Source organism: Larkinella bovis, assembly GCF_042655385.1.
Classification (GTDB): Bacteria; Bacteroidota; Bacteroidia; order Cytophagales; family Spirosomataceae; genus Larkinella; species Larkinella bovis.
In genome coordinates, this window is sequence record NZ_JBHSMA010000001.1 from 924,445 (window position 1) to 948,921 (window position 24,477).

At 53.0% G+C, this 24,477-nt stretch carries 23 protein-coding genes; 11 read left to right on the forward strand and 12 right to left on the reverse strand.

Annotated features, from left to right (window positions below; translation table 11 throughout):
- The 3 genes from ACFPMF_RS03855 to ACFPMF_RS03865 form a co-directional block, all read right to left on the reverse strand.
- Positions 1-774, reverse strand: coding sequence for a hypothetical protein (locus ACFPMF_RS03855; protein ID WP_379841292.1), 774 nt, complete (start codon positions 772-774; stop codon positions 1-3).
- Between the two features lie 276 nt (positions 775-1,050).
- A complete protein-coding gene (locus ACFPMF_RS03860; protein ID WP_379841294.1) occupies positions 1,051-1,734 on the reverse strand; it encodes a DUF2975 domain-containing protein in 684 nt (227 codons plus the stop codon).
- Between the two features lie 109 nt (positions 1,735-1,843).
- The gene (locus ACFPMF_RS03865) at positions 1,844-2,908 is read right to left on the reverse strand and encodes an AMP-binding protein (RefSeq protein ID WP_379841296.1); all 1,065 of its coding nucleotides are present in this window, start codon (positions 2,906-2,908) and stop codon (positions 1,844-1,846) included.
- Positions 2,909-3,083: 175 nt separating this feature from the next.
- Here ACFPMF_RS03865 and ACFPMF_RS03870 point away from each other — a divergent pair, with 175 nt between their 5' ends.
- From ACFPMF_RS03870 to ACFPMF_RS03880, 3 genes are all read left to right on the forward strand, one after another.
- Positions 3,084-3,542: a DUF2452 domain-containing protein gene (locus ACFPMF_RS03870; RefSeq protein ID WP_379841298.1), complete on the forward strand. Its 459-nt coding sequence runs from the start codon at positions 3,084-3,086 to the stop codon at positions 3,540-3,542.
- A gap of 62 nt (positions 3,543-3,604) precedes the next feature.
- Positions 3,605-4,429 (forward strand): 1,4-dihydroxy-2-naphthoyl-CoA synthase, encoded by an 825-nt coding sequence (gene menB, locus ACFPMF_RS03875; RefSeq protein ID WP_379841300.1) that lies wholly within the window; start codon positions 3,605-3,607, stop codon positions 4,427-4,429.
- 9 nt (positions 4,430-4,438) lie between these two features.
- Positions 4,439-5,455, forward strand: a complete 1,017-nt coding sequence (locus tag ACFPMF_RS03880; RefSeq protein ID WP_379841302.1) for a GntR family transcriptional regulator — start codon at positions 4,439-4,441, stop codon at positions 5,453-5,455.
- Here ACFPMF_RS03880 and ACFPMF_RS03885 read toward each other — a convergent pair.
- Positions 5,428-6,324, reverse strand: coding sequence for an N-acetylmuramoyl-L-alanine amidase-like domain-containing protein (locus tag ACFPMF_RS03885; RefSeq protein WP_379841304.1), 897 nt, complete (start codon positions 6,322-6,324; stop codon positions 5,428-5,430). The genes ACFPMF_RS03880 and ACFPMF_RS03885 overlap by 28 nt on opposite strands.
- An 83-nt stretch (positions 6,325-6,407) precedes the next feature.
- On the reverse strand, positions 6,408-8,153 hold the full coding sequence (locus tag ACFPMF_RS03890; RefSeq protein ID WP_379842741.1) for an alpha-amylase family protein: 1,746 nt from the start codon (positions 8,151-8,153) through the stop codon (positions 6,408-6,410).
- A 262-nt stretch (positions 8,154-8,415) separates the two neighbouring features.
- On the opposite strand from ACFPMF_RS03890, the gene ACFPMF_RS03895 reads away from it, so the two are divergent.
- From ACFPMF_RS03895 to ACFPMF_RS03910, 4 genes are all read left to right on the forward strand, one after another.
- On the forward strand, positions 8,416-10,296 hold the full coding sequence (locus ACFPMF_RS03895; RefSeq protein ID WP_379841306.1) for a glycoside hydrolase family 13 protein: 1,881 nt from the start codon (positions 8,416-8,418) through the stop codon (positions 10,294-10,296).
- A gap of 88 nt (positions 10,297-10,384) precedes the next feature.
- Positions 10,385-11,032 (forward strand): beta-phosphoglucomutase, encoded by a 648-nt coding sequence (gene pgmB / locus ACFPMF_RS03900; RefSeq protein ID WP_379841308.1) that lies wholly within the window; start codon positions 10,385-10,387, stop codon positions 11,030-11,032.
- Between the two features lie 46 nt (positions 11,033-11,078).
- Positions 11,079-11,651, forward strand: a complete 573-nt coding sequence (locus tag ACFPMF_RS03905; RefSeq protein ID WP_379841310.1) for a DinB family protein — start codon at positions 11,079-11,081, stop codon at positions 11,649-11,651.
- A gap of 69 nt (positions 11,652-11,720) precedes the next feature.
- On the forward strand, positions 11,721-14,060 hold the full coding sequence (locus tag ACFPMF_RS03910; protein WP_379841312.1) for a glycoside hydrolase family 65 protein: 2,340 nt from the start codon (positions 11,721-11,723) through the stop codon (positions 14,058-14,060).
- Positions 14,061-14,091: 31 nt separating this feature from the next.
- Here ACFPMF_RS03910 and ACFPMF_RS03915 read toward each other — a convergent pair whose 3' ends face one another.
- Positions 14,092-14,439: a DUF6970 domain-containing protein gene (locus tag ACFPMF_RS03915; RefSeq protein WP_379841314.1), complete on the reverse strand. Its 348-nt coding sequence runs from the start codon at positions 14,437-14,439 to the stop codon at positions 14,092-14,094.
- Positions 14,440-14,517: 78 nt separating this feature from the next.
- Here ACFPMF_RS03915 and ACFPMF_RS03920 point away from each other — a divergent pair, with 78 nt between their 5' ends.
- Positions 14,518-15,507: a hypothetical protein gene (locus ACFPMF_RS03920; protein WP_379841316.1), complete on the forward strand. Its 990-nt coding sequence runs from the start codon at positions 14,518-14,520 to the stop codon at positions 15,505-15,507.
- On the forward strand, positions 15,470-17,917 hold the full coding sequence (locus ACFPMF_RS03925) for a hypothetical protein (RefSeq protein WP_379841318.1): 2,448 nt from the start codon (positions 15,470-15,472) through the stop codon (positions 17,915-17,917). The genes ACFPMF_RS03920 and ACFPMF_RS03925 overlap by 38 nt, the downstream gene beginning before the upstream one ends.
- A 16-nt stretch (positions 17,918-17,933) precedes the next feature.
- Here the strand turns inward: ACFPMF_RS03925 and ACFPMF_RS03930 are convergent, their stop codons facing one another.
- The gene (locus tag ACFPMF_RS03930) at positions 17,934-18,713 is read right to left on the reverse strand and encodes a hypothetical protein (protein ID WP_379841320.1); all 780 of its coding nucleotides are present in this window, start codon (positions 18,711-18,713) and stop codon (positions 17,934-17,936) included.
- Between the two features lie 79 nt (positions 18,714-18,792).
- Here ACFPMF_RS03930 and ACFPMF_RS03935 point away from each other — a divergent pair, with 79 nt between their 5' ends.
- Complete coding sequence (locus tag ACFPMF_RS03935; RefSeq protein WP_379841322.1) at positions 18,793-19,470, forward strand: class I SAM-dependent methyltransferase; 678 nt, start codon at positions 18,793-18,795, stop codon at positions 19,468-19,470.
- Between the two features lie 55 nt (positions 19,471-19,525).
- On the opposite strand, the gene dnaK is transcribed toward ACFPMF_RS03935, so the two are convergent.
- Together dnaK and ACFPMF_RS03945 are read right to left on the reverse strand one after the other, a co-directional pair.
- Positions 19,526-21,457, reverse strand: a complete 1,932-nt coding sequence (dnaK, locus tag ACFPMF_RS03940) for a molecular chaperone DnaK (RefSeq protein ID WP_379841324.1) — start codon at positions 21,455-21,457, stop codon at positions 19,526-19,528.
- Between the two features lie 264 nt (positions 21,458-21,721).
- The gene (locus ACFPMF_RS03945) at positions 21,722-22,300 is read right to left on the reverse strand and encodes a hypothetical protein (RefSeq protein WP_379841326.1); all 579 of its coding nucleotides are present in this window, start codon (positions 22,298-22,300) and stop codon (positions 21,722-21,724) included.
- A gap of 145 nt (positions 22,301-22,445) precedes the next feature.
- Between ACFPMF_RS03945 and ACFPMF_RS03950 the strand changes: the two genes are divergently transcribed.
- Complete coding sequence (locus tag ACFPMF_RS03950) at positions 22,446-22,856, forward strand: nuclease A inhibitor family protein (protein WP_379841328.1); 411 nt, start codon at positions 22,446-22,448, stop codon at positions 22,854-22,856.
- Positions 22,857-22,892: 36 nt separating this feature from the next.
- On the opposite strand, the gene rplT is transcribed toward ACFPMF_RS03950, so the two are convergent.
- From rplT to infC, 3 genes are all read right to left on the reverse strand, one after another.
- On the reverse strand, positions 22,893-23,237 hold the full coding sequence (gene rplT / locus ACFPMF_RS03955) for a 50S ribosomal protein L20 (protein WP_379841330.1): 345 nt from the start codon (positions 23,235-23,237) through the stop codon (positions 22,893-22,895).
- 202 nt (positions 23,238-23,439) lie between these two features.
- The gene (gene rpmI / locus ACFPMF_RS03960) at positions 23,440-23,637 is read right to left on the reverse strand and encodes a 50S ribosomal protein L35 (RefSeq protein ID WP_379841332.1); all 198 of its coding nucleotides are present in this window, start codon (positions 23,635-23,637) and stop codon (positions 23,440-23,442) included.
- A gap of 148 nt (positions 23,638-23,785) precedes the next feature.
- A complete protein-coding gene (gene infC / locus ACFPMF_RS03965; protein ID WP_379841334.1) occupies positions 23,786-24,346 on the reverse strand; it encodes a translation initiation factor IF-3 in 561 nt (186 codons plus the stop codon).
- Positions 24,347-24,477 lie beyond the last annotated feature (131 nt).

The window sequence follows — 24,477 nt, forward strand, 5'->3', positions numbered from 1 at the left end:
TCAGGCTTGAACCAGGCGCGCCAGCAACCGATTCAGTTTACTGATCGCGTCGTTTTCACCAACCACGGCGGTGGTCAGGTCAAACCACTCCGAAGTACCCAGGTTGAGGTAGCGTCCGGGCTTCCGGGGCAGGGCCGAAAGGGCGGTTTCCGGGTCGTAATCAACGCCGTACACGATTTCCATCATGGCTTTGACTTCTTTCCACGGAAGAACCGTAGTCCGATTCTGAGTGTTCCGTCGGTTTTCCAGCTTTGCCTCCCGCCGACCGAACGATGCGGTTAGCTGGGCTTCGATCCGGTTTCCGCCTTCGATTTCCAGGTACGTAATTTCGAACGGCTTTTCCTTTCCCGAGACCTCATAAACGGCCTGAATCAGTTCCTGACTGATAAATTGCCACTCGACACGTTGCGATGGCATGCCCGTTCGTAAACTGTCCTTTTCAATCCGTACCTGAAAATACTCCTGATTGTCGGTTAATTTTTCCTCATCAAAAGGTTTCAGCTGCGTTTTTCGAACCAGCGAATCCACGGTTTGCAGCCAGACCGCCGGCAACACCCCGGACCACTGGTAGTCGTCGTGAATCGTAAACCCCTCGGCAATGATTTCATCCTCCTCCAGTTCATCCCGCTCGGCATAGGTGATCGCCACCCGGATGCCAAGCCGGTTTTCGGGGTCGATTCGCAGTTCTATTGTAAAAAAATGCGCAAACGGAGGAGGAACGACCAAGGCCGTCTGGTACCGGATTTCCAGGTTTTTAAAGCTATACTCAGCCATCGAATATCGAGTTGTCAGGAAAACGAACAATCCGACAAAGATAAGGGCGAATGCGTAACGCAACCGAAAACGTTTTTCAGAATCAGGCGAAACAAGCCGGGCGACCGGACCCGTTCTTCACCCGCCGACAGTTCTCAGAGCGGGTCGTAAAACCGCCCCCCATCACTCGTTACGCTATTCCAGCCGGTAGACGGGTTGGCAAGCCAGAACTCGGCAGTTCGGATAATGCCATTTACAACGCGCCAGCATCACATCCGATTCATAAGAAGGGCATACCTAAACGGTTAAAGTGTTCTCCTCCTGAATGGAAAGTCCACGCTGGTAAATGACGGCAATGGCGTAAATGATCAGACCGGTGATGAAACCGTTGCCAATCTGAATGACCAGATCGAAATCAGCCTGTGGAATGTTCCGGTTAATCAATTGATTGAAGATCAGATAGTGTCCAATTTTCAGCACATCCGATACCACAAACAGAATGGCCAGCCGGATCAGGTGCTTAAAAATGCTGGGTTTAAAGGGCTCAGCTACGCTGACTTCACTAAAAATACGTCTGAAAAGCCCCATAATGGCAATCACCAGCAGGAAATTTAATACCGCAACCGAAAAGGAATAATAGCCCAGAACCGAATCCGCCCTCACCTCCAGCCGGTACCGGTTTACAATGGGGATATACCGAATCAGACTATCTGTTGAGGCCTTGGTACCAGCCGGGCGGCCATTGGGGCCAATTTCAAAATCCAGCGGTCCATTTCCGTCAAATGTGAAGGAATCGGGCTTCTTCTGATCCCTGCTGAACGCCATCACTTCGTGGCTGAATTGCGCATCAGTCCGTCCTTTCAGGTTGCCGGAAATGCTCATAATCCCTTTGCCAATCAACATGACGGTCAGCACAATCATGAGGTAGTACAGAATGCTGGTTGCAATTCTGAGAAATGAAAAAATGACGTTCGGTTTCATACGACTGGCTCTAAAATTCGGGAGCAAACATAAAGACCGAAGCTCTAATAAACAATTATTATTTATTATTTTTCAATAAATAATTGCCGAAAAACACACAAATGTAATGCTAGATGGGTTGGACCAGAAATTCGTGCACCGTGGCCTTCCGGTCGATTTTTCCGGTGGGCGTTTCCCGGAAAACCGGAACCGTAATTATTTTTTTCGGGGACGCATACGTACCCAGTTTTTCGGGAATCGTTTGCTTTATGATTTCGATGAATGAGGTCGGCCACGTCGCTTGTTCAACGAACAGAACTACTTGCTGACCGAGCCGCTCGTCGGGCAGGCCAGCAATAAAAAACCGAGCGGGCGGCATTTCGCGGGCCACCAGTTCCGCGATGATGGTTTCCACCCGTTCGGGCTGAATTTTCACACCGCCCGTGTTGATCATCGAATCGGCCCGACCGAGCAGCCGGAAGTGGGACGCATCAACTAAATCGACCACGTCATTGGTCTGGACTCTGGCAAAATCGGTGGCGGCCGCCCGGATGTGCAGACAACTCCGGTCATCGACGCCTATCTCGACACCAGCCAGCGTCCGAAAAACCTCCGTTTGCTCCGGTCCATTGATGCGCCGAATGGCAACATGAGAAACGGTTTCGGTCATGCCGTACGTACTGAAAACCGGCGCTTGAAGGATTTGTAACCGGCTTGCCAGCAGCGGATCAACGGCCGCCCCGCCCACCAGAATGGTTCGCATCGTATTCAGAAGCGGAAGGGAATGCTCCGGATGATCGAGTAGTGTGTGTACCTGCAAGGGCACAAAAGCCGCCAAGGCGAACGAGTCGGTTTGCGAATCAAACGACCGCAACGGATTGGAAACCGGCTCCACTACTGTCAGGTCCAGTCCCAGTTCCAGCCCGCGAACCAGCATCATGACACCGGCAATGTAATCCACAGACAGGCAGGCCAGGGCCCGGTCACCCGGCCGTAAATGAAACGTTTGCCCCGTTAGATGGGCGCTGGCGGCCATCTGACGACGACTCAGCACAATGGGCTTGGGCGTTCCGGTCGAACCGGACGTCTGTAAGGTAAAGAATTCCTGACCCAAAAGCCACGCTTTACAAAACGCAACGGCTTTTGCCTCATAATCGGTTTGGGGGTCGGGTAAATAACCGGGGGTGATTCGCATGGCTTGTACGGAATGAATCGCAAAAATACGCTACTTTTGCCCCAAATTTTGTTCTTCCCATCAAATGGGAGGGCCGAGAAAACCGAACAATACGTCCGGAGTAAGATTTAAGCAACAGGGAGTACCCGAGTTCGCCCGGAAGTGGTCTTAGGCTGGACCGAAACACACCATACCCATGACAAATGAACCCTTTGAAAATCCGATTTCCGTTGACAAAACAACCGACCGGCCCGGTTTACTCGAATACGCCCATTCGGTTGGTGGCGCCCTGATCAAGCCCGAGGACAAGGGCAAAATAAAAGGCCGGGCGGTGTCGGCCATGCGCGAACAAACCGACCTCCAGTTGGCGCAGTTGTACCGCCAGATGCAGTTGCTGGCCGAGCAGGCGACGGCGATTCGAAACCGGGTCGAAGTATCGGAACGAATTTACCGTGCCCAGATGGGCTTTGAGCCGATTGTCGGACACACATATTTCTTTTATGAGCGAAAGGACGGGACGGATGTTCTGTCGATGATCGCTCCCACGGAATGGGGCCGGGTTTTTCCGTTCCGGCGGTGCGTAGCCACCGTCAAAATGATGGCCGACCACACCTGGGACGTTTTTTACCATGATAGCGAATTTTCAGCAGAATAAAACCGGCCGGTTTTACGATCCGACCGGTTTGGCTGCCTACTTTAACCATTAACCGTTTAGCAATGCAGAGCCAATATCCCTGGGAAACCATCAAAGAATACCGCGAGATTTTATTTCAGTTCTATAACGGGGTTGCCAAAATCAGCATCAATCGACCGGAGAAACACAATGCATTTACGCCCCTGACCGTCCGGGAAATGAGCGAAGCGATGGAACTGGCCCGCCAGGATGAACGGGTTGGGGTCGTTATTCTGACCGGCGAAGGCGGCAAGGCCTTCTGCAGCGGGGGCGATCAATCCATCCGGGGACACGGTGGTTACGTGGGTGAGGATCAGGTTCCGCGCCTGAATGTACTCGATTTGCAGATGCAGATCAGGCGCATTCCGAAACCGGTGGTTGCCATGGTGGCCGGCTGGGCCATTGGCGGAGGGCACGTGCTGCATGTCATTTGTGATCTGACGATTGCGGCCGAAAACGCCCGCTTCGGGCAAACCGGTCCGAAAGTCGGCAGTTTTGACGGCGGTTTCGGGGCGTCGTATCTGGCCCGGATTGTCGGACAGAAAAAGGCCCGTGAAATCTGGTATTTGTGCGACCAGTACGATGCGCAGGAAGCCCTGCAAATGGGGTTGGTCAACAAGGTTGTTCCGCTGGAACAACTGGAAGAAACGACGCTGGAATGGTGTCGTAAAATGCTGGAGAAAAGCCCGATTGCCCTGCGGATGCTGAAGGCGGCTTTCAACGCGGAGCTGGATGGTCAGGCTGGTATTCAGCAACTGGCCGGGGATGCTACCCTGCTTTATTATTTATCGGATGAAGCGAAAGAAGGCAAAAATGCGTTTATGGAAAAACGCACGCCCGATTTCAGCAAGTTTCCTAAATTTCCCTAACCTTTTCCCATGATTGACCTGCATATTGAAACGCAGTCGAGCGTACCCAAATACCGTCAGATCGTCAACGCGGTGATCAATGGCATCGAGATTGGCACCCTCAAAAAGGACCAGCAGTTGCCATCGATCAACGAGTTGAGTGAAGAATATTATCTGGCGCGCGATACCGTCGAGAAAGCCTACAACTATTTGAAGAAAGAGGGCATTATCCAGGCCGTCCAGGGCAAAGGGTTTTTCATTCGGCGGGAAGGACCGGGCCAACTGCGGGTATTGCTGTTGATCAACAAGTTCAGCGCTTATAAAAAAATCATTTATTATTCGCTTGTGAACGCGCTGGGCCACAATGCCGTGGTCGATTTACGCATTCATCACCACAGCGCCCAGCGATTCAAGAAACTGCTGGAAGAGAATCTCGGGCAATACCATTACTACGTGGTCATGCCCCACTTTTACGAGGAAACGGAACAGGTCAACGTGGTGAAATTGCTGGAACAGATTCCGGCCAACGAACTGATCATTCTAGACCGGGACATTCCGGAACTACACAGCTCGCACTCAGCGATTTACCAACTGTTCGATCGGGATATTTACGAAGCACTGGAATCGGGCCTGGATGTTCTGGCGAAATACCGCCAACTGACACTGGTGTTTCCCAGGGAAGTGTACTACCCCCGTGAAATTGTCCGGGGATTCCGGAATTTCTGCGTGCATTATCACAAGGAATTTGAATTGCTCGACACGCTTACGGGTCGTGAACTCCAGCCGGGAACCGCCTACATCGTGCTGGAAGACGGCGATCTGGTGGAATTGGTACGGCAGGCCAAACAACGCGGGTTGCGATTGGGTCAGGACATTGGGGTGCTGGCGTTTAACGAAACACCCCTGAAAGAAGTGCTGGCCGACGGCATTGCGGTCATTTCGACCGATCACGAAAAAATGGGCGAAACCGCAGCCCGTTTAATTTTGGAAAAACGGCAGGAAAAGGTAAAAAATCCGTTTCAGTTGATCCGCCGGGCTTCTTTGTAAGAGAGGCTCTGCGGAGCGGTTTCGTTCAGGCGAGCCACCCGAATGCCCGAAAACTGCCGGTTCCATTGCACGTACTCGGCCAGCGGTTCCTCCGAAATAACCACCTGGCCGTATTGTGAGGACGCATGCAGCAGATGCGGGCGCGGTTTGCCATCGGCATCGTTTTGCCAGACAACATAACCGACGTGTTTCATGTCCAGCCCGGGCCGCGAGGCCGTCAGCATGATGATATCGCCCTCTTTCAGACTGCCTTCGATGTCTCTGATCTGCTTTTTGGGTATGAACCAGAAACTCTGCTGGCTAATCGCTGATTCAATCTGCGCAATTTGCTGCCGGTTTTTGGGGTCGGCGAGCTGCGGGTATTTCCAGGTTGCTTTCGTCATGTACGAAACCGGTTTGGAAACCTGCATACCCCCGATTTGCCGCGTAACATCCTGCAGAATCCCTTTCTGCTCGTTATCAAACAGCCATTCCGAGAAGTAATGCAGCCGGCTGGCATACCCGTTGATCGCTCCGTGCCGGTACCGGATTCTGGTCAGCGTGGTGCGGAAAAGCCGCTCGAATTGTACCGAATCCCGAAGGTTCAGCAGTTGATGGCGAGCCAGCGACAGGGCCAGGGTGGTTTCTAAAAAAGTGGTGCAGTCGAACGCCCGGAAATTGACCACCAGCTTTTCGGTTTCGTTACCATCCAGGGTGTGGGCCACGTATGGCCGCCCCTGAAACGACTTACTAATGGCAACGACCGTTTCTGCTGGCGTTGGCCCAGGCGTTACGGCAACTTCCCGAAGGGCTGCCGGAGAAGTTATTTCCTGAGCAAATGAATAAACATGAGGTAGAAAAGCTACCAAAACGGTAAACAATTTCTTCATTCAATTACGATGGCTAAGAAAACACGGTACGGTTTAGCGTGAAAATAGCAAAAATCCGGCCATAGCGCCAGTAAAAACCGCGATTATTTAATTTCCAGGACCAACACCCCAAGGGGCGGTACTTCGACCGGAACACCCGCCTGCCCGGCCGCTTTCAGCCGGGTTTTGGTCCGGAAAATATCCGCCAACGAATAGGTTTGAGTCGGGTCCAGATTCATCGCCTTCCAGGCTTCGGCCGGAATCCGGACGGTCGTACGGGCGGTTTTCTCCCGGTCGAAATTGCAGATAATCAATAACTTCTGACGATCCGAATGACGCAGATAACTATACAACCGGTGCTGATCGTACCCCGCACTCTGGCCGTTGTTATTGACGTACTGCAAATCGTAAAAACCGCCCGTTCGGATGGCGCTGCTCGAATTCACCAAGTGATTCAACTGCTGGTAAAATTGCCGGAGGTTCTTTTGGTCCGCCGTTAGTTTCCCGCCATCGAATGCTCCCGGCTCCCCAACGGCCCCGTTGGTCCAGGCCTGAAATTCGGGGACGCCCCAGTAATCGAAAATAGTGGTTCGACCGTCCTCCCCCTGAAAGCCTTCGGCCTGCGTCGGGTTTACGCCCACTTCCTGCCCGAAGTAAATCATCAGCGGTCCCGTATGCAGCGTGGCCGAAACCGTCATGGCCGGCACCGCCGTCCACGGATTCTGCGCAAAAAACCGGGAAGCAATGCGCTGCTCGTCGTGGTTTTCCAGAAACCGGAGCATGTGGTTGGCAAAATCGCCCGACTCCTGTTGCCAGACGCGTGTAATATCTTCCGTGGAGCCTTGGCCTTCCATCAGCCGCCGAAGCGCGTCGTACAGACCGACTTTATCGTACAAATAATCGAATTGGCCGGTAAAAATGTAATTGTGGTATTGCTGCGGATTGTAGATCTCGGCGATAAAAATAGTGCCCGGATGAGCCGCCTTAACCTGCGGAATGGCCCACCCCCAGAACTCGACTGGCACCATTTCGGCCATATCGCAGCGAAAACCGTCGACGCCTTTGGCCGCCCAGAACAGCAGGATATCCCGCATTTTGGTCCAGGTGGAGGGGATGGGATCGAAATGCGATTGCCGGTTATGCTGGTAATCGACGCCGTAATTCAGTTTGATCGTTTCGAACCAGTCGTTGCCATCCGGCTGGGCTTTAAACACGTCGTTGCCCGTCGCTTTGGCCGGGAATTCGGTATACGGCGCGTCGGTTTTTTCGGGTACAAAGACGCCCGGCGGCACCTGAAACGCCTGGCCTGGCAGGTAATAAAAATTGTTCTGCGGATCGAAGGCTCTGGTCTGATCATCATCCTCGCCCAAATCCCGAACTCCGGCCGGTTTGGCATCGGAAAAATACTGCCGGGCTACGTGGTTGGGAATGAAATCGATCAGGACTTTCAACTGGTTGGCGTGGGTTCGTTTCAGCAGGTCTTCAAATTCCTGCATCCGGTTTTGGACATCCACGGCCAGATCGGGGTTGACGTCGTAATAATCCTTGATGGCATACGGCGAACCCGCCCGCCCTTTCACCACGGCCGGGTGATCTTTCCGAATCCCAAACGCCGAATAATCCGTCATCAGCGCGTGCTCGACAATGCCCGTATACCAGACATGCGAAACACCGAACTTCTTCAACTCCTGTAATGCTTTGGCCGTAATGTCGTTGAATTTTCCGACGCCGTTTTCGTCCCGGCTTCCCCAAGGCTTGTTGGTCGTCCGCTGGTTGCCAAAGAGCCGGGTAAAGATTTGATAAACGACTAATTTGTCCGATTTTTCTTCGTGGGGTACTGCTGTATTCATGAATAATGAAAAGGGTTCGTGAGCCCGGGCCGCAACGGTTTTCAGCAAACCGGCCGCCACCAGCCCGCCGGTAAAAGTTCGGCGGTTCATCGCAGCCGATTCGGACGTCATCCGGTTGATCGTCATGTCCAAGATACAAATTTGCCTGCGTCCGTCCGCCCCATCCGTCCGGTTTCGGGTGCAAATTCCGAAACTACTGGCAAAATGAAAACATTTTCTTTATTTTGAAACAATAACCCTTGCTTTCAAATCGACGCTGACCATGAAAAACCGGCCGGTTTTCTACGCTCTCCTGCTTTCTCTTTTTGCCGTTTCCAGTGTTTGGGCCCAAACCGCATCCATCCAGCGCGTCGATCCGACGAACTGGTGGGTTGGGATGAAAAACCCGAACCTACAATTGCTGGTGTATGGTCCTCAGGCCGGTTCGATGACCTATTCGATCCATTACCCCGGGGTTAAACTAGTCAGAACACAAAAAGCCGAGAACCCCGATTTTGTCTTTCTGGACCTGACGATTTCGGCAACGACCAAACCCGGCCGGTTTACCATCACGGGCCGGACTGGCCGCCAAACTGTCAGCCATCCGTACGAACTGAAAGCCCGAACCCGTGGGCCGAAAGCGCAGGGCGTTTCGTCCGCCGACTTCATCTACCTGCTGATGCCCGACCGGTTTGCCAACGGCGATCCGGGCAATGACGCCTTTCCCGACCTGCTCGATCCGAAAGCCGACCGTTCGGTTCCATTTTTACGACACGGGGGCGATTTACAGGGCATTGCCAACCACCTCGACTACCTGCAGGAACTCGGCGTAACGGCCCTCTGGATGACCCCGGTTCTGGTCAACGACGAAACCCGGAAGCAGGAAGCCCCGGACCGGCTGCAGGCGGGGTACCACGGCTATCATTTTACGGATCATTACCAGGTCGACCGGCGGTTTGGCGGCAACGACGGGTACCGGACCTTCGCCCGGCTTCTTCACCAAAGAGGGCTGAAACTGGTGCAGGATGCGGTGTACAATCACGTTAGTGACGATCACTGGCTGTATAAAAATCAGCCGTTTAAGGATTGGTTCAACCAATGGCCGACCTACACGGGCAGTTCGCATAAGGAGCAGCCGCTGTATGATCCGTACGCGTCGGCCGCGGATCGGAAACGGCTGCTCGACGGCTGGTTCACGCCGTTTCTGCCCGATTTGAACCTCCTCAATCCGTTTCTGGCCACCTACCTGATTCAGCACGCAATCTGGTGCACCGAACTGTTTGCCCTGGATGCCTGGCGGGTCGATACCTACAAATACAACGACCTGAGCTTTCTGAATCGCTGCAACCAGGCTTTGCTAACGGAATTTCCGAACATCCATATTTTCGGCGAGTCCTGGGTCGGAAATCCGGTGGCGCAGGCCTTTTTCGTTAAAAACAAAATCGATCAACCGTTCAAATCCAACCAGCCGGGGGGACTGGATTTTGTGTTATACGACGCCATGAATGCTTCCCTGCGGGAGGATTTCGGCTGGGATACGGGCGTCAACCGGCTGTACCAATCCCTTACCGCCGACGGTTTGTATACCGATCCGCAAAAGCTGGTGACGTTTCTGGATAATCACGACACCGACCGCTTTTTGTCGGTCATTGGGGAGGATCTGGCGAAGTTTAAAATGGGCGTAACCTGGCTGCTGACGACGCGGGGCATTCCGTCCTGGTATTACGGCACGGAGGTGCTCATGAAAAACACCAAGAATCCGTCGGATGCGGAAGTCCGCCGGGATTTTCCGGGCGGTTTCCCCGGTGACCGGGAGAATAAATTTACCGCCCAAGGCCGCAGTAGCCGAGAAAATGACGCCTTTAATTTTGTGAAGAAACTGGCCAATTACCGCAAAAACAACCCGGTTCTGCAATCCGGCAAATTGATGCAATACGTTCCTGAACTGGGGACCTATGTCTATTTTCGGTATGATGCCTCCAAAACCGTCATGGTCGCCACCAATTCAACGGAGAACGAAATTGAACTGGATATGAGCCGGTTTTCGGAACGAACCCACGGTTTCAGCAAAGCCCGCAATGTGCTGACGGACGAAGCGATCTCCGGCCTCCAGGCTGTCAAACTGCCAGCCAAAACGGCGGTTGTCCTCGAATTAGTCCGCTGATCCGATTGCGATAAAACAAACGAAACGCTCCTAAAAGTGTTTATTTATCACGTTCTTGCAGCTTACAACCTGCGTAATTGACTGAGAAATGCCCATAAAAGCCTTGCTGTTTGACCTCGATGGCGTCATTGTCGATACGGCGATTTTTCACTACCAGGCCTGGCGACGCATGGCCAACTCGCTCGGATTTGACATTTCGGAAGAATTCAACGAACAATTGAAAGGCATCAGCCGCACCGAATCGCTGGATCTTATTCTGGCCCAGGGCGGCCTTACACTGTCCGACGAGCAAAAAGCCGACCTGGCGGCCCGGAAAAATGGCTGGTACCTGGAACTGGTGTCGCAAATGACGCCCGCCGACATCCTGCCCGGCGTCACCGATTTTTTCGGGCAGGTGAAAGCTGCCAGGCTAAAAACCGCCCTCGGATCGGTCAGCAAAAATGCCCGGCTGATTCTGGAACGGATCGGCATGCTCGACGATTTTGATGCCATTATCGACGGCACAAAAATCGCACGCGGCAAACCCGACCCGGAAGTCTTTCTGAAAGGAGCCGCCGAACTCGGTGTACAACCCGCCGAAAGCGTGGTTTTTGAAGACGCGGTAGCTGGTATCGAAGCTGCGAAACGGGGCGGTATGCGGGTGGTGGGCATCGGCGATCCCGCAGTGTTGACCAAAGCCGACCGGGTGGTCGCGTCGCTGGCCGAACTTTCCCTGGACGAAGTGCTAATCTTTTGACCGCTGCCAGCCGGCGTTACTTTGACTTTACTAACGTTTACAATGTATGCAGAAACTCGAAACGGCTCAGCAGTTACAACAACGAATCCGGACGGTTCTGGAAACGGTGGAACGGGAATTTCGGCCGTTATCCGACGAACAATTGACCTGGAAACCAGACACCCGTCGGTGGAGCATTACGCAGTGTTTGCAACACCTCAATCTGGCCGAACGGTTTTACATCCGGAACCTGCAAAAGAAAGTGGACGACCTGGGCCTGATGCAGACCCACCCGACCGACCAAACGCTAAAATCCGGTTTGGTGGGCCGTACGCTGCGGTACCTCATCGATCCGAATACAACGCTAAAAATGCCGACGGTTTCCTTCATGAAGCCCCGCAACGACCTGAACGCCCGGGACGTCCTGCAGCAGTTCGTTGAATTACAGCAACTCCTGGACGAAATTCTCAACAAAGCTCCCTACCTCGACTGGAACCAGACCCAACTCATGACTTTGTTTGGCAACTGGATGAAAATCAACGTAGGCGACGCGTTCCTGATGCTGGTGGCGCATACCGAACGGCATATCCAGCAGGCACTGCGCGTTAAACAGGAAGCGAACGGTTTTCTTGCGAAATAAGAAAAATTATCCCATAATCACCCCCGGAATTCTGGATCCGATTCCGGAATCGGCGTAACCGCAACCCCGATGAAACAGTATTTGAAGCACGACCCCTGGCTGATTATTGAAGAAGATTTCCACCGGAATTACAACGAAATTACCGAAAGCGTCATGAGTCTGGGCAACGGACGCATGGGCCAGCGCGGCAATTTTGAAGAAAACTTTTCGGGCAAAACCCTGCAGGGGAACTACGTTGCCGGGGTCTATTACCCCGACAAAACCCGCGTTGGCTGGTGGAAAAATGGTTATCCCGAATACTTTGCCAAGGTGCTGAATGCGGCCAACTGGATCGGCATCCAGGTCTTCATCGAGTACGAAACGCTCGACCTTCAAACCTGCGAAGTGCGGGATTTTCGGCGCGTGCTCAACATGCAGGAAGGGTATCTCGAACGCTCGTTTGTGGCCATCCTGAAAAGCGGCAAGCAGCTCCGGGTCAATGCCAAACGGTTTTGCTCTCTTGTCGACGACGAAGCCGGGGCCATTCGGTATAGCCTTACTCCGCTTAATTTCGACGCTAAAATCACGCTGGAACCGTACATCGACGGAACGATCCGCAACCGCGACTCCAATTACGACGAAACCTTCTGGGACGAGGTGCGGAAAGAAACCGCCTACGGCGAAGCCTACATCGAACTTCGCACCCGCAAAACCGGCTTTCATGTTTGCACCGGCATGGGCGTCGAGATCGAACAGGATGGCATTCGGATCGATTTTCAGTCGCAACCCATCCGGCAAGAAAAATACGTCGCCAACCGCATGACGCTCGATTGCCGGGAAGGACAGGAAACGGTGCTGTATAAATACGCGGTCAACCTGTCGTCGCTCAATTACGACCGGGATCATCTCATGGCGGAAGCGCGTAAATACATCCAGCGAATTACCGGAAAAGGTTTTGACCGGATGCTGATGGAGCAACGGCAGGCCTGGGCGGATCAGTGGAAAACAAACGATATTACGATTGAAGGGGATGCAGCCGCCCAACAGGGCATCCGGTTTTGTATTTTTCAGCTAAACCAGACCTACTCCGGCGAGGACGAACGACTGAACATCGGCCCGAAAGGTTTTACCGGCGAGAAGTACGGCGGCTCTACGTATTGGGATACCGAAGCCTATTGCCTCCCCTTTTACCTGGCTACCGCCGATCCGAAAGTCAGCCGGAATTTGTTGCTGTATCGCTACCGACACCTCGAAAAAGCCATCGAAAACGCCCGGAAACTCGGCTTTAAAGCCGGAGCTGCGCTCTACCCGATGGTGACCATGAACGGCGAGGAATGTCATAACGAGTGGGAAATCACCTTTGAGGAAATTCACCGGAACGGCGCTATCGCCTACGCCATTTACGACTACGTGCGGTACACGGGCGACGAAAGCTACCTGGTCGATTACGGTTTGGAGGTCCTGATTGCCATCAGCCGGTTCTGGAGCCAGCGCGTCAACTGGTCGGAAGCCCGGCAACAATACGTGATGCTGGGTGTGACCGGACCCAATGAGTACGAAAACAACGTCAACAACAACTGGTATACGAGCTACCTGGCCGCCTGGACCTTGCGCTATACGGTCGAAGCCGTAGGCAGGGTCAAACAGCTTAACCCGGACAAATTCAATGAATTATGTGACCGGATTCATTTCCGGGAGGAAAAAGAAATCGCCACGGCCCGGCACATTGTGGAACACATTTACCTCCCCTACGACGAAAACCGGCGGGTGTTTCTGCAGCAGGAATCGTTCCTCGACAAGGAACTGATGCCCGCAAGCGAGATTCCGAAAGGGCAGCGTCCGCTGAATCAGCACTGGTCGTGGGACCGGATTCTGCGGTCGTGTTTCATCAAGCAGGCCGATGTCTTGCAGGGCATTTACTTTTTTGAGGACGATTTCGATCAGGACACCATCCGCCGGAATTTCGATTTCTACGAACCCATGACCGTCCACGAATCGTCCCTCTCGCCCTGCGTTCACGCCGTGCTGGCGTCGAAACTGGGCCTGGAGGAAAAGGCCTACGAAATGTATCTGCGGACGGCCCGACTAGACCTTGATGATTACAACAACGATACGGAAGACGGGTGCCATATTACATCGATGGCCGGCACCTGGCTGGCGGTAGTCAAGGGCTTTGGCGGTTTTCGGATCAGGGACGACCAGGTGATTTTGAACCCGAGCTGCCCCAAAAACTGGGCGTCGCTGGCCTTCAAGATTCGATTCCGGAACGCCCTGCTGGAAGTAAAAGTGACGCAATCGGAAGTCACCCTTCAGAATTTCTCGGACCAAAGCGCCCCCATTGTGCTGTTTGGCCAACCGTTGACACTGGCCGGAAAGTCGCGAAAAACCGTGAATCGAAAAACCGATTCCGTGGCCCCCGATCCGGCCTAAAACGGGACCGACTTTGCCGGATGCGGGGGTCTTACTTCGAGCGGGTATCTTCCCAAACGAGAACCGGGTTCTTCGCTTCTTTGGCGAATTCCGGACAACGGCCATCGCCCTTCCCACTGAACCCGCCATCGGGCGCGCATACGGTGTCGCACCGGGCAATGACAACACTGGGAATGTCGCAGCACCGGGCCGGAATATAATAGACCGGCTCCCCCCTGAATTCGTAGCGATAGACTTTGGCCGGTGGGTTAAACGGCGGTTCCTTCCGGATCGCGGCCATCACGTTCTGAATGCAGTCCGGAATGGCAACCGGCGCCGGCTCCTTTTCCTGGCAGCCGAGAATGACCGCCAGACTGACGCAACTCACAAAGGTCTTCATGGCTTGTATCATTTATTGATAATGACCCTTTCGGCGCCAAAAAGTTGTAAGTTTTTTATCCACTACGGGCCGCTCGTCATGCTCCTGCTTTTTGCCTGTGAAAAACCGGATGAAAAACAGCTCCTCCCGGCGTTTTATTACTGGCAAACGACGTTTGAGCCGACGGCTGCTGACCGGCAGTTGCTGGAGCAGCTCCACGTTCAAAAACTTTACGTCCGGTATTTCGACATCGACTGGGACCCCGCCACGCAATCGCCCCAGCCCAAAGCCGTGATCCGGTTTGCGAAGAAACCCAGCGGGCTCGCCATCATTCCGGTGGTTTTCATCACGAATCAGACGCTCATCCGCTGCCCGGTTTCAGCAATTCCGGGTTTAGCCGAAAAGCTGGTGGGGAAAATCCGGCAGATTAGCCAACAACACGGGATTGCTTTTCGGGAAATTCAACTGGATTGCGACTGGAGTGCTTCAAGCCGGGCCACCTACTTCCAGTTGTTGCAGGAAGTGAAAAACCGGAGTCAGGTCCCCCTATCGGCCACCATCCGTCTGCACCAGATCAAATATCCCGAACAAACCGGCGTCCCGCCCGTCGATCGCGGGATGCTGATGTTTTACAACATGGCCGACTGGAAACGCCCGGACACCCACAACTCGATTTATGACCTGGGGGTGGCCCGCCAATACACCCATTATCTGGAGCGCTATTCACTGCCGCTGGACGTGGTTCTTCCGTTGTTTCGGTGGACAGTGGTTTACCGGAATAAGCGGTTTTTAACCCTCCTTAACGCCGTCGATCGGAGTCAGCTTCGGGCTTTGGCCTTTCTAAAACCGCAGGGCGAAAACCGGTTCGTGGCCCAGCTGGACACGACGGCCCTGGGCTTCTCCATCCGCCGGGGCGATGTGTTTCGGGCGGAGGAATGTCGGCCTGAGGAGTTGATGGCTGGCAAAGAGGAGCTATTGTTAAAAATTCAAAATCAAAAACTTACATTTGCGCTCTATCATCTCGACTCTACCGTAACATCGTTTTATTCCGATGCGTTTCTCCACTCCCTTTTCCAGACGGCTCCGTAGCCTGTTGCTTTCGCTGGCCATTTTCATCGGTTTTGCCTGCGGCCCCAGTTCGTACGACATCAACGAGTTTATGAGTTTCTTCATGCCGGAGAGCAGTAATGCGTCGCTACGGGATCAGATTTATCATTTTACGCCCCAGTTGTACCGTTACGACGAGTATTACGATACCGACGAAGACACGGTAGAAACCGATGAGAATGTCCTGGCCTGGCTCGCCTACACCAAACGAAACGTGAAGCGGGAGGATATCGGTGGGGCCCTGTATAATCGGGAGAGTTCGGCCAGCAACGGTCTGGTGCGCTGGGCATCGGCGTCCAATCCGGCGGCCTTGTCCTACCTGCAACTGGCCTGGCGCGCCGAAGCAGTCGCCCCTCGTCCGGTCAATACCTGGGAAGTCGATTCCGCCCGGCTGGACACCTCCACCACCGCCGTGGTCATGCTCCTGGACGAAGCCCGGTCCGGTTATGCCAACACCTCCGATCCTTTTTTGAAAGAACGATACGGTTTTCAGGCCGTGAAGCTGGCTGCAATGGCAAAACGGTACGAACAGAGCCGGAAGCTGTATGAGGACCTCATTCGTCCTTTGGCGCGCAAGACGTTTATGAGCGACTGGGCCCTTTGCCGTCATGCCGGCGCAACCATGGCCCTGGGCGACACGGCCCGCGCGATGTATGAGTTTGCACAGGTGTTCGACCGGTGTCAGTCGCGACGGCGGGAGGCCGAAACGAGTCTGCGGATTTATGGCATCCGCTTTCGGAAAAAAGCGCTGGATTACTGTGTAAACGACCACGAAAAAGCCGCTGTATACGCTCTGTGTGCCATTCAGCCGAAACAGGATGCCCTGCCATTCCTGCAAGAAATGGTTAAGCTCAGTCCTAAAAATCCGCTGATCGAACTGGTGATGGCGCGGGAAATCAACCGGAACGAATATTTTTTCTTTCAGGACCGCTCACCGATCTACGCCTACGACGCGAAAAGCCGGGCCGATTCAACCCGGTTTGTGGCTCGCCAGGCCGAAGCCCCCGATTATTTTCAGCAACTCCGGACCTTCGCCCGGCAATCGGCGGAAAACAAGGCACTGGGCAATCCGGCCTTCTGGTATGCGGCAACGGCTTACCTCGATTATTTGGCCAAAGACTATCCCGAGGCTAAATCCCATTTAGAATTGGCCGGTCAGCAGACAACCTCGAATCCGGTTCTGAAAAAACAGATTGCACTGCAACACATGCTTTTGTTAACCGCCCAGACCGAAACCGTTACCCCGGAAGCCGAAAATCAGTTGATCGGCTACCTTGAACAATTCGGGCATTCGCTCAATTTTTACATGACCAACGCCTTGGTGGAAACGTGTAAACTGTGGGCGGCCAAATATGGGTATGGCGAATCCGCCGAAAAAAAAACCGGAAGCTGGCTTGGCGGCTGTTTTCGCTCGACAAAAAATCAAACCGATCCGAATACGGCAAAAGCCTTTCTGTTTGCGGCCTTAACCTCGGGGGAACTGAACGGTGAAGCCTATTTTAACAGCCACTCGGACTTGTACGCCATTGAGGATACGACCTCAGCGGCTACCATCCAGCAAGTGGTGGCGTTTGCCACCAATCCGGCGGCCACCGAGTTCGATAAACGACTGATCAAGCTGACCGGTTTTACGAACGACGATCTTCATATTCTCCTGGGCCGGCGGCTTCTGGCCGAAAACCGCTACGCCGAAGCCGCCGACGCCTATGCCAACGTTTCGGCAAAAACCTGGCAGACAGAGCCATTTAACCAATTTCTCACCGAAGATCCCTTTGCCGTCAACCTAATGGGGAAACAGCGGGGAACCAAAACAACCAATCCGTATACACCCGTCACTTATCTGAAAAAGCTGGTTGACCTGGAAATGCAGGCCAAAACCGCATCGGGGGACCAGGCTGCGGAACTGTATTATCAACTGGGTTGCGGCACCTATAACCTGACGTGGTTTGGCAACGCCTGGATTCTGGCAAGAGCGCGGTGGAGCGGAGCCGAACCGGTTTTTAATCCGTTTACGTACCGCCACGTCCAGAACCCGGACAAAAACCGGGATATCGAACAGGTCGGCAAGCTCGATTATTACACCACTTCGGTGGCTAAAAGCTATTTTGAGAAAGCCCGGGACGCAGCCAAAAATCCGGAACTGGCCGCCAGATCTACATTTATGGCCGCCCGCTGTGAGCAGAACGCGTTCCGTACCCGACAGGAGATGGAATGGTTCCAGCGAAACTACACCACCGACTTGAACCGGTTTACGGCGGAAATGAATACCCTCCGGCGCAGGGCGTTTAGCGAAAATATGACCAGACTATCGAATCAATATGCTCAAACGCGCTTCCACGCGGAGGCCGTTCGGGAATGTGCCACCTATGCGGATTTCGTGGCCGGAAAATAGAACGGTTTGGGGGTTCTCATTTTTTAAAGCGTTCGCCAAAGTAAAAATTGATGCCGCCGGCCACATAGCCCCATTTATCGTGATTATTGGTTCGGTAATGATTTCCTTCGGTAAAAGCCGGGCCGCTGGCCTGCATGACCTGGTTGTTGTTATCGAGTGTGGCGTCCAGTTTATCCGTTCGGACCAGGTTAAACCGGACATCCGCAAAAACGCTCATCCGGCGCGACAGGGCCGTTGAGCCACGCAGACCGGTGACCCAGACCAGTTCGTGGGTATTTTTAATGCCCGGTTTGCCGCGCGCTTCGATGCCGTCGCGCGAGCGGTGGCTGTTTTGGTTGTTGGTCTGACGCTGCAACTTGCCGGTGATCAGATCAAAGGCTTCGGCCTGGAAAAAGAGTAAACCGGCCCCTGCATACGGCCGCAGCTCATACCTTTTTTGATCCTGTTTAAACCATTCAAGGACATTGACCGAAGCCGCGGCCGCCACCTGTTTAAACCGGGTTTTGGCCGATGAATGATAAAACTCTTCCTGCTGAGCGCGGAGCAATCCAAAATCAGCCGGTATTTCGACCGAAATGGTGTTCGTGACTGGCACCATCAGGGTTACTCCTCCAAAGGGCGAAAAGGATTGTTCTTTCAGATCGCCATACAGTTGCGTAAAGCCTAAGCGGATGGCAAAACTCGCAGGGTGTGAATCCGCGCGGCCCGCCATTGTTTTAGGCTGTTGAGCCAACACCCGTACAGGAAGAAGAGTGATGAAAAGGAATGCAATGGCCAGGCGTAACGTTCTTTTCATGAGCGGTGGGGGCGATTTACCCTTAGACGAAGCGCCCGGTAAAAAGTCACTCCGCCCCACTTTTGACCCTTATCCCCTGATGCAAAAACCGGAAAAACCAGCTACGGACAACGGCTTTGATTTCATAGCCCCGGTTTACGATTTTCTTTCCCGACTGGTGTTTGGGAACTCCTTGCGGAAGGCACAGGTTCACTGGCTTCCTATGGTTCCTCCCAATGCCGATGTGTTGGTCCTGGGGGGTGGTTCCGGCTGGCTGTTGTCCCGGATTCTGACAGTTTGTCAACCCCGCAACGTGATTTATATCGACGCATCACCGAAAATGATTGCACTTGCGCAACAGAAAGTAAACCGCGATGAGCGGGTCGATTTCCGGATTGGAACCGAGCAATCCATCCGGCCCAACGAGCGGGTTGATGCGGTTTTTACGCCCTTCATTCTGGACTTGTTTTCGAACGAACGGCTTGAAAAGCACCTCCTGCCGGTTTTGGTCCGCTGTCTCCGACCGGATGGGATCTGGTTTGGCAGCGATTTTCTGGAACCGGTTCAGTGGTGGCAACACGCCCTGCTCTGGAGTCAGTACCGGTTTTTCGGGTTCCTGAGCGGCATTGAAGCGACCCGCTTGCCCGATTGGGTTTCGCTCCTTACCGGCTTCTCTTCCCTTCAGCCGGGGCCATTGGCCCGTTTTTACGGGGGAATGATCGGCAGTGGTTACTGGCAGAAGAAGGGCGCTGAAGAGATTCCAACGAGTCCGTCATAAAACAAAAAAGCCAGCGCGGATGATGGCGCTGGCTTTCAAACTTTCTATCATTCAATTACTTCACTTCTTCAAACGGCACATCCGAAACGTTATCCTGCTGACCGCTCGTTTGGCCGCCATTTTGGCCATTGGTCGGACCACCGGCAAAACCGTCGGCCGGATTCGGGCCTTGCTGACCACCCGTTGCATTGTATAATTCCTGCGAAGCGGCAGCCCAGGCGGCATTCAGTTTTTCAACACCCGCGTCGATGGCGGTGATATCGCGGCTGGCATGAGCCGACCGGAGTTCACTCAGCGCCCCTTCGATAGAAGACTTGTTGCCTTCAGAAAGTTTTTCGCCGTATTCTTTCAACTGTTTTTCGGTTTGGAAAATCAGCGAATCGGCCTGATTGACCTTCTCAATCGTTTCCCGTTCGGCTTTGTCGGCCGCTTCGTTGGCTTTCGCTTCTTCGCGCATCCGGTTGATTTCTTCGTCGCTCAGACCGCTGGAGGCTTCAATCCGGATTTTTTGCTCTTTACCGGTTCCCTTATCGCGGGCCGTAACGTGCAGAATACCGTTGGCATCGATATCGAAGGTCACTTCAATTTGCGGAATCCCACGCGGTGCGGGCGGAATCCCATCGAGGTGGAAACGTCCGAGTGACCGGTTTTGGGCCGCCATCGGCCGTTCGCCCTGCAAAATGTGGATTTCCACACTCGGCTGGTTGTCCGATGCCGTCGAGAAGGTTTCGGATTTCTTGGTCGGAATCGTCGTGTTGGCGTCGATCAGGCGGGTCAATACGCCCCCCATCGTTTCGATACCCAGCGAAAGCGGGATCACATCGAGCAGCAAGACGTCTTTCACTTCACCCGTCAAGACCCCACCCTGAATGGCCGCCCCAACCGCAACCGCTTCGTCGGGGTTCACGCTCTTGGACGGTTTTTTGCCAAACAGCTTCTCCACTTCTTCCTGCACTTTCGGAATCCGGGTTGAGCCCCCGACCAGAATCACTTCGTCGATCTGGCTCGCCGACAGACCGGCATTTTTCAACGCCCGGCGGCAGGGTTCCAGACTCCGTTGAATCAGCGAGTCGGCCAGTTGTTCAAATTTTGCCCGGCTCAGCGACCGAACCAGGTGCTTCGGAATCCCGTTTACCGGCATGATATACGGCAGGTTGATTTCCGTTGAACTGGAGCTGGAGAGTTCCACTTTGGCTTTTTCAGCGGCTTCTTTCAACCGTTGCAGAGCCATCGGGTCCTGCCGCAGGTCAATGTTTTCATCGTTCTTGAATTCCTGCGCCAGCCAGTCGATGATCACCTGATCGAAGTCATCTCCCCCCAGGTGCGTATCTCCATCGGTTGATTTTACTTCGAACACGCCATCACCCAATTCCAGAATAGAAATATCGAACGTACCGCCACCAAGGTCAAATACGGCGATTTTCATGTCATGGTGCTTCTTATCCAGACCGTAGGCCAGGGCCGCTGCCGTTGGCTCGTTGATAATCCGCTTCACGTCCAGCCCGGCAATTTGTCCGGCTTCTTTCGTCGCCTGCCGCTCGGCATCGTTAAAATAAGCCGGAACGGTGATCACGGCTTCCGTAATGGTTTGTCCCAGATAATCTTCGGCGGTTTGCTTCATCTTTTGCAAAATCAGCGCCGAAATCTCCTGGGGAGTATATTGCCGATCACCAATCCGCACACGAGGGGTATCATTTGGCCCCCGTTCTACGGAGTAGGCAACCGTTTTAATTTCATTCTGAACTTCGTTAAACCGTTTTCCCATGAACCGCTTGATCGAAGAGATCGTGTTCTTGGGATTCGTGATGGCCTGGCGCTTGGCCGGATCACCGACCTTACGTTCGCCGTTGCCGTTGTCCATGAAGGCCACAACGGAGGGTGTGGTCCGACGGCCTTCGCTGTTGGCAATGACCACCGGTTCATTGCCTTCCATAACGGCCACACACGAGTTGGTTGTTCCTAAGTCAATTCCTATAATCTTTCCCATGATACTAATTACGAATGTCTTGCTTTTAGTCGTTTGACAAACTTCAAATGCCTAGTGAACAAGTTCGGTGCCAGCGCCTGAAAACGCGCCAGAATGTGACAGATTGACAGTTTAAGCTGACTGAATGGCCTCTCCCGGTCCGCTCGAACCGGCGATTTCTGCCACTATGTAAACCGGCACGTTGCCAAAGCAGCTGTGGGTAACGCTGAAATCCTTTTCGTCAGGTTTGAAAAAAGAAGGCGGATTTTTCAATCCGCCTTTTCATCAATTGCCGAACAGTCCGCCGAGCATACCGCCCAGCCCGCCACTATCCGACGGTTTCTCTTTCGAGGCATTGCCTCCTCCCATAAAACCGCCCGCTACCCGCATCAGGTCACTCATATCGAGCTTGCCGTCGGCCATCGCCGAGTTGGCCATTCCCATCCAGTCAACACCCTGTTTTCCGGTTACCGATGACAGAATTTCATTGCCATCCACGCTCGGATCGTTCGTGTCCCGGGCTTTATTCATGAGTTTGCTCAGCACCATCGGTACCACCACCGTGGCAATCGACATGGCGATTTGGGGCGAAATCCCCAGACGTTCCATCAGGCTTTGCTGCACATTTTGCTGCACACCCTGTGTAACCGGGCTGGTCTGAATAGAAGTACCGCTGCCCTGACCGGTTACCATACTGAGCAGATCCATTAAATTCCCGCCCTGGGCCTGCTGTTGTAAACCGCCCAGAATACCGCTTGAAATCGCCTGAAGGGCTTCATCGTTTTGGTGATTAGGGATTGCGGGGTTGTTATTGATCGCTTCGCCAGACTGTTGGCGAATGAGCGTCATAAGGGTTTCCATCATGATTGAACGTAGTTTGATTTGAAAAAAGGCCTGAGAAAAACGACAAATTTTAGGCTTTACAACCCAACATACTGTTTCTTTGTGAATAACTCACCACAACCGAATGAGTTTACATTAAGACGCAATAATTTACGGTTTGTAACCCATGCCTACCGAAGAATCGCAACCGGAAGCCGCGCTCACCGAATTGCTGCGGGATTTGTTGTATCCCAGCGAGTCCGACGAACCCCTTGAAAGTGTGGCGTATCCCATCGCCCTGGATTCGCCGTTAACCCCCAGCCAGCTTCGGGATTTATTAGGGATCAAACCGGACGTTTACGTTGAAGAGATTCCGGAAGCCGAATTCTGGAAACCGGTCGTCGTCGACCAGGACTGGTACGAAGATGAAGAAAAACAGCGAACGAAGCGCTTTAGGCAAGTCCGCCACCTGCTCCGGAAACTAGTGAAAAACCGCCAGGTCTTTCGGGTGGGCGAAACCGAAGTGGATGTCTATCTGCTCGGGCGGAAAAAAGACGGCCACTGGGCGGGCCTGAAAACGCGGGTGGTGGAGACGTAAAAAAAGCAGGCAGCTCTTTCGAACTGCCTGCGGACTTTATTTCACAGTTTCAACAACGGCTTTGAAAGCCTCTGGGTGGTTCATGGCCAGATCAGCCAGTACCTTTCTGTTTAATTCAATACCGGCGGCATTGATTTTACCCATCAACACCGAGTAGGAAAGGCCGTTAAGCCGGGCTCCGGCATTAATCCGCTGAATCCAGAGGGCGCGGAAATCCCGCTTCTTCTGGCGACGGTCGCGGAACGAATAAACGAGGCCTTTTTCGACCGCATTTTTCGCTACCGTCCAAACATTCTTACGACGGCCAAAGTATCCTTTAGCCAGCTTTAAAACTTTTTTGCGACGTGCCCTTGAGGCAACGTGGTTCACTGAACGTGGCATTTTTTAATTGTTTGTTTTTGACGACAGGCGACAGAAATCAATTAAAAATTAAGAATTAAAAGTTAAAAATGATTTCTGGCTTACGCCAACACCGTCTTTGCTTTTAATTTTCAACTTTTAACTTTTAACTATTCTTTAAAGGGGCCTGTAATCGGGTGGAACATGAAACCGGGCGGAAAATCCGCAAGGGGGCTGGTGTGGCTTACGCCAGACCGAGCATAACCTGAATCCGACGCTCGTCGCCTTTGAACACCAGCGCATCATGAACGAGATTACGCTTGCGTTTGGTCGACTTTTTAGTCAGGATGTGGCTGTGGAAGGCGTGCTTCCGTTTGATTTTACCGGTACCCGTCAGCTTGAACCGCTTCTTGGCGCCCGAATTGGTTTTAACTTTTGGCATTGTTGTAAACAGAAAATGTTGCTGATTGTGAAACAGGCCGCAAAGATAGTGAAAAAAGTTTAAGGTATAAAGTTAAAGGTTTAACGTTACCCGAATCAGCTCGTTAAACCCTTACCTTTATACCGCACCGGAGACCCGGCTAACCGGCTTATTTTTTCACCTGAACGACTTTTGGAGCCAGGAACATACTCATACGCTTACCTTCGAGCTTGGGTTCGGCTTCAACTTTCCCGAATTCCTCCAGCCCTTTGGCAAACCGCTGAAGCAATTCCACTCCGCGTTCTTTGAAGACAATGGAACGCCCGACAAACTGAACGTAGGCTTTCACTTTGGAGCCTTCTTTCAGAAAGTTAATGGCGTGTTTTAGTTTAAATTCGAAATCGTGGTCGTCGGTATTAGGGCCGAACCGGATCTCCTTAATTACGACTTTCTGTGCCTTCGCCTTGATTTCCTTTTGTTTCTTCTTCTGTTCGTATTTGAACTTCGAATAGTCGACAATGCGGCAAACGGGCGGTACAGCATTCGGAGAAATCTCGACAAGGTCTAAATTTTGCGCCTGGGCCAAAGCCAGCGCCTGCTGAATGTCATAAACGCCCTGTTCGACATTTTCACCAACTACCCGAACCTGGCGGGCTAAAATACGGCCGTTGATCCGATAAGGTTCTTCGACCACACGCGGGGGGCGCATGGGTCTGCGCTGTAATGCCATAGAGTGTGTTTAGAGTTGAAAAATAAGCTGCTGGTGCAGTCTTTACGTGCCTATAACGTAATGTGATTTATAAAGTTTCCGGTAAAATAAGGATTTTGCTTATTCGGAACAAATTTTTGACAAGAATGAAT

What these genes read in the sequence shown, in the direction of transcription:
- ACFPMF_RS03920 (WP_379841316.1), top strand. Translation starts at nt 14,518, where the DNA reads ATGCTCCTGCTTTTTGCCTGTGAAAAACCGGATGAAAAACAGCTCCTC.
- ACFPMF_RS03905 (WP_379841310.1), top strand. Translation starts at nt 11,079, where the DNA reads ATGCAGAAACTCGAAACGGCTCAGCAGTTACAACAACGAATCCGGACG.
- ACFPMF_RS03935 (WP_379841322.1), top strand. Translation starts at nt 18,793, where the DNA reads ATGCAAAAACCGGAAAAACCAGCTACGGACAACGGCTTTGATTTCATA.
- ACFPMF_RS03865 (WP_379841296.1), bottom strand. Translation starts at nt 2,908, where the DNA reads ATGCGAATCACCCCCGGTTATTTACCCGACCCCCAAACCGATTATGAG.
- ACFPMF_RS03860 (WP_379841294.1), bottom strand. Translation starts at nt 1,734, where the DNA reads ATGAAACCGAACGTCATTTTTTCATTTCTCAGAATTGCAACCAGCATT.
- pgmB (WP_379841308.1), top strand. Translation starts at nt 10,385, where the DNA reads ATGCCCATAAAAGCCTTGCTGTTTGACCTCGATGGCGTCATTGTCGAT.
- ACFPMF_RS03930 (WP_379841320.1), bottom strand. Translation starts at nt 18,713, where the DNA reads ATGAAAAGAACGTTACGCCTGGCCATTGCATTCCTTTTCATCACTCTT.
- ACFPMF_RS03895 (WP_379841306.1), top strand. Translation starts at nt 8,416, where the DNA reads ATGAAAAACCGGCCGGTTTTCTACGCTCTCCTGCTTTCTCTTTTTGCC.
- ACFPMF_RS03925 (WP_379841318.1), top strand. Translation starts at nt 15,470, where the DNA reads ATGCGTTTCTCCACTCCCTTTTCCAGACGGCTCCGTAGCCTGTTGCTT.
- rplT (WP_379841330.1), bottom strand. Translation starts at nt 23,237, where the DNA reads ATGCCACGTTCAGTGAACCACGTTGCCTCAAGGGCACGTCGCAAAAAA.
- ACFPMF_RS03945 (WP_379841326.1), bottom strand. Translation starts at nt 22,300, where the DNA reads ATGATGGAAACCCTTATGACGCTCATTCGCCAACAGTCTGGCGAAGCG.
- ACFPMF_RS03885 (WP_379841304.1), bottom strand. Translation starts at nt 6,324, where the DNA reads ATGAAGAAATTGTTTACCGTTTTGGTAGCTTTTCTACCTCATGTTTAT.
- rpmI (WP_379841332.1), bottom strand. Translation starts at nt 23,637, where the DNA reads ATGCCAAAAGTTAAAACCAATTCGGGCGCCAAGAAGCGGTTCAAGCTG.
- ACFPMF_RS03890 (WP_379842741.1), bottom strand. Translation starts at nt 8,153, where the DNA reads ATGAATACAGCAGTACCCCACGAAGAAAAATCGGACAAATTAGTCGTT.
- ACFPMF_RS03910 (WP_379841312.1), top strand. Translation starts at nt 11,721, where the DNA reads ATGAAACAGTATTTGAAGCACGACCCCTGGCTGATTATTGAAGAAGAT.
- ACFPMF_RS03880 (WP_379841302.1), top strand. Translation starts at nt 4,439, where the DNA reads ATGATTGACCTGCATATTGAAACGCAGTCGAGCGTACCCAAATACCGT.
- menB (WP_379841300.1), top strand. Translation starts at nt 3,605, where the DNA reads ATGCAGAGCCAATATCCCTGGGAAACCATCAAAGAATACCGCGAGATT.
- dnaK (WP_379841324.1), bottom strand. Translation starts at nt 21,457, where the DNA reads ATGGGAAAGATTATAGGAATTGACTTAGGAACAACCAACTCGTGTGTG.
- ACFPMF_RS03915 (WP_379841314.1), bottom strand. Translation starts at nt 14,439, where the DNA reads ATGAAGACCTTTGTGAGTTGCGTCAGTCTGGCGGTCATTCTCGGCTGC.
- ACFPMF_RS03855 (WP_379841292.1), bottom strand. Translation starts at nt 774, where the DNA reads ATGGCTGAGTATAGCTTTAAAAACCTGGAAATCCGGTACCAGACGGCC.
- infC (WP_379841334.1), bottom strand. Translation starts at nt 24,346, where the DNA reads ATGGCATTACAGCGCAGACCCATGCGCCCCCCGCGTGTGGTCGAAGAA.
- ACFPMF_RS03870 (WP_379841298.1), top strand. Translation starts at nt 3,084, where the DNA reads ATGACAAATGAACCCTTTGAAAATCCGATTTCCGTTGACAAAACAACC.
- ACFPMF_RS03950 (WP_379841328.1), top strand. Translation starts at nt 22,446, where the DNA reads ATGCCTACCGAAGAATCGCAACCGGAAGCCGCGCTCACCGAATTGCTG.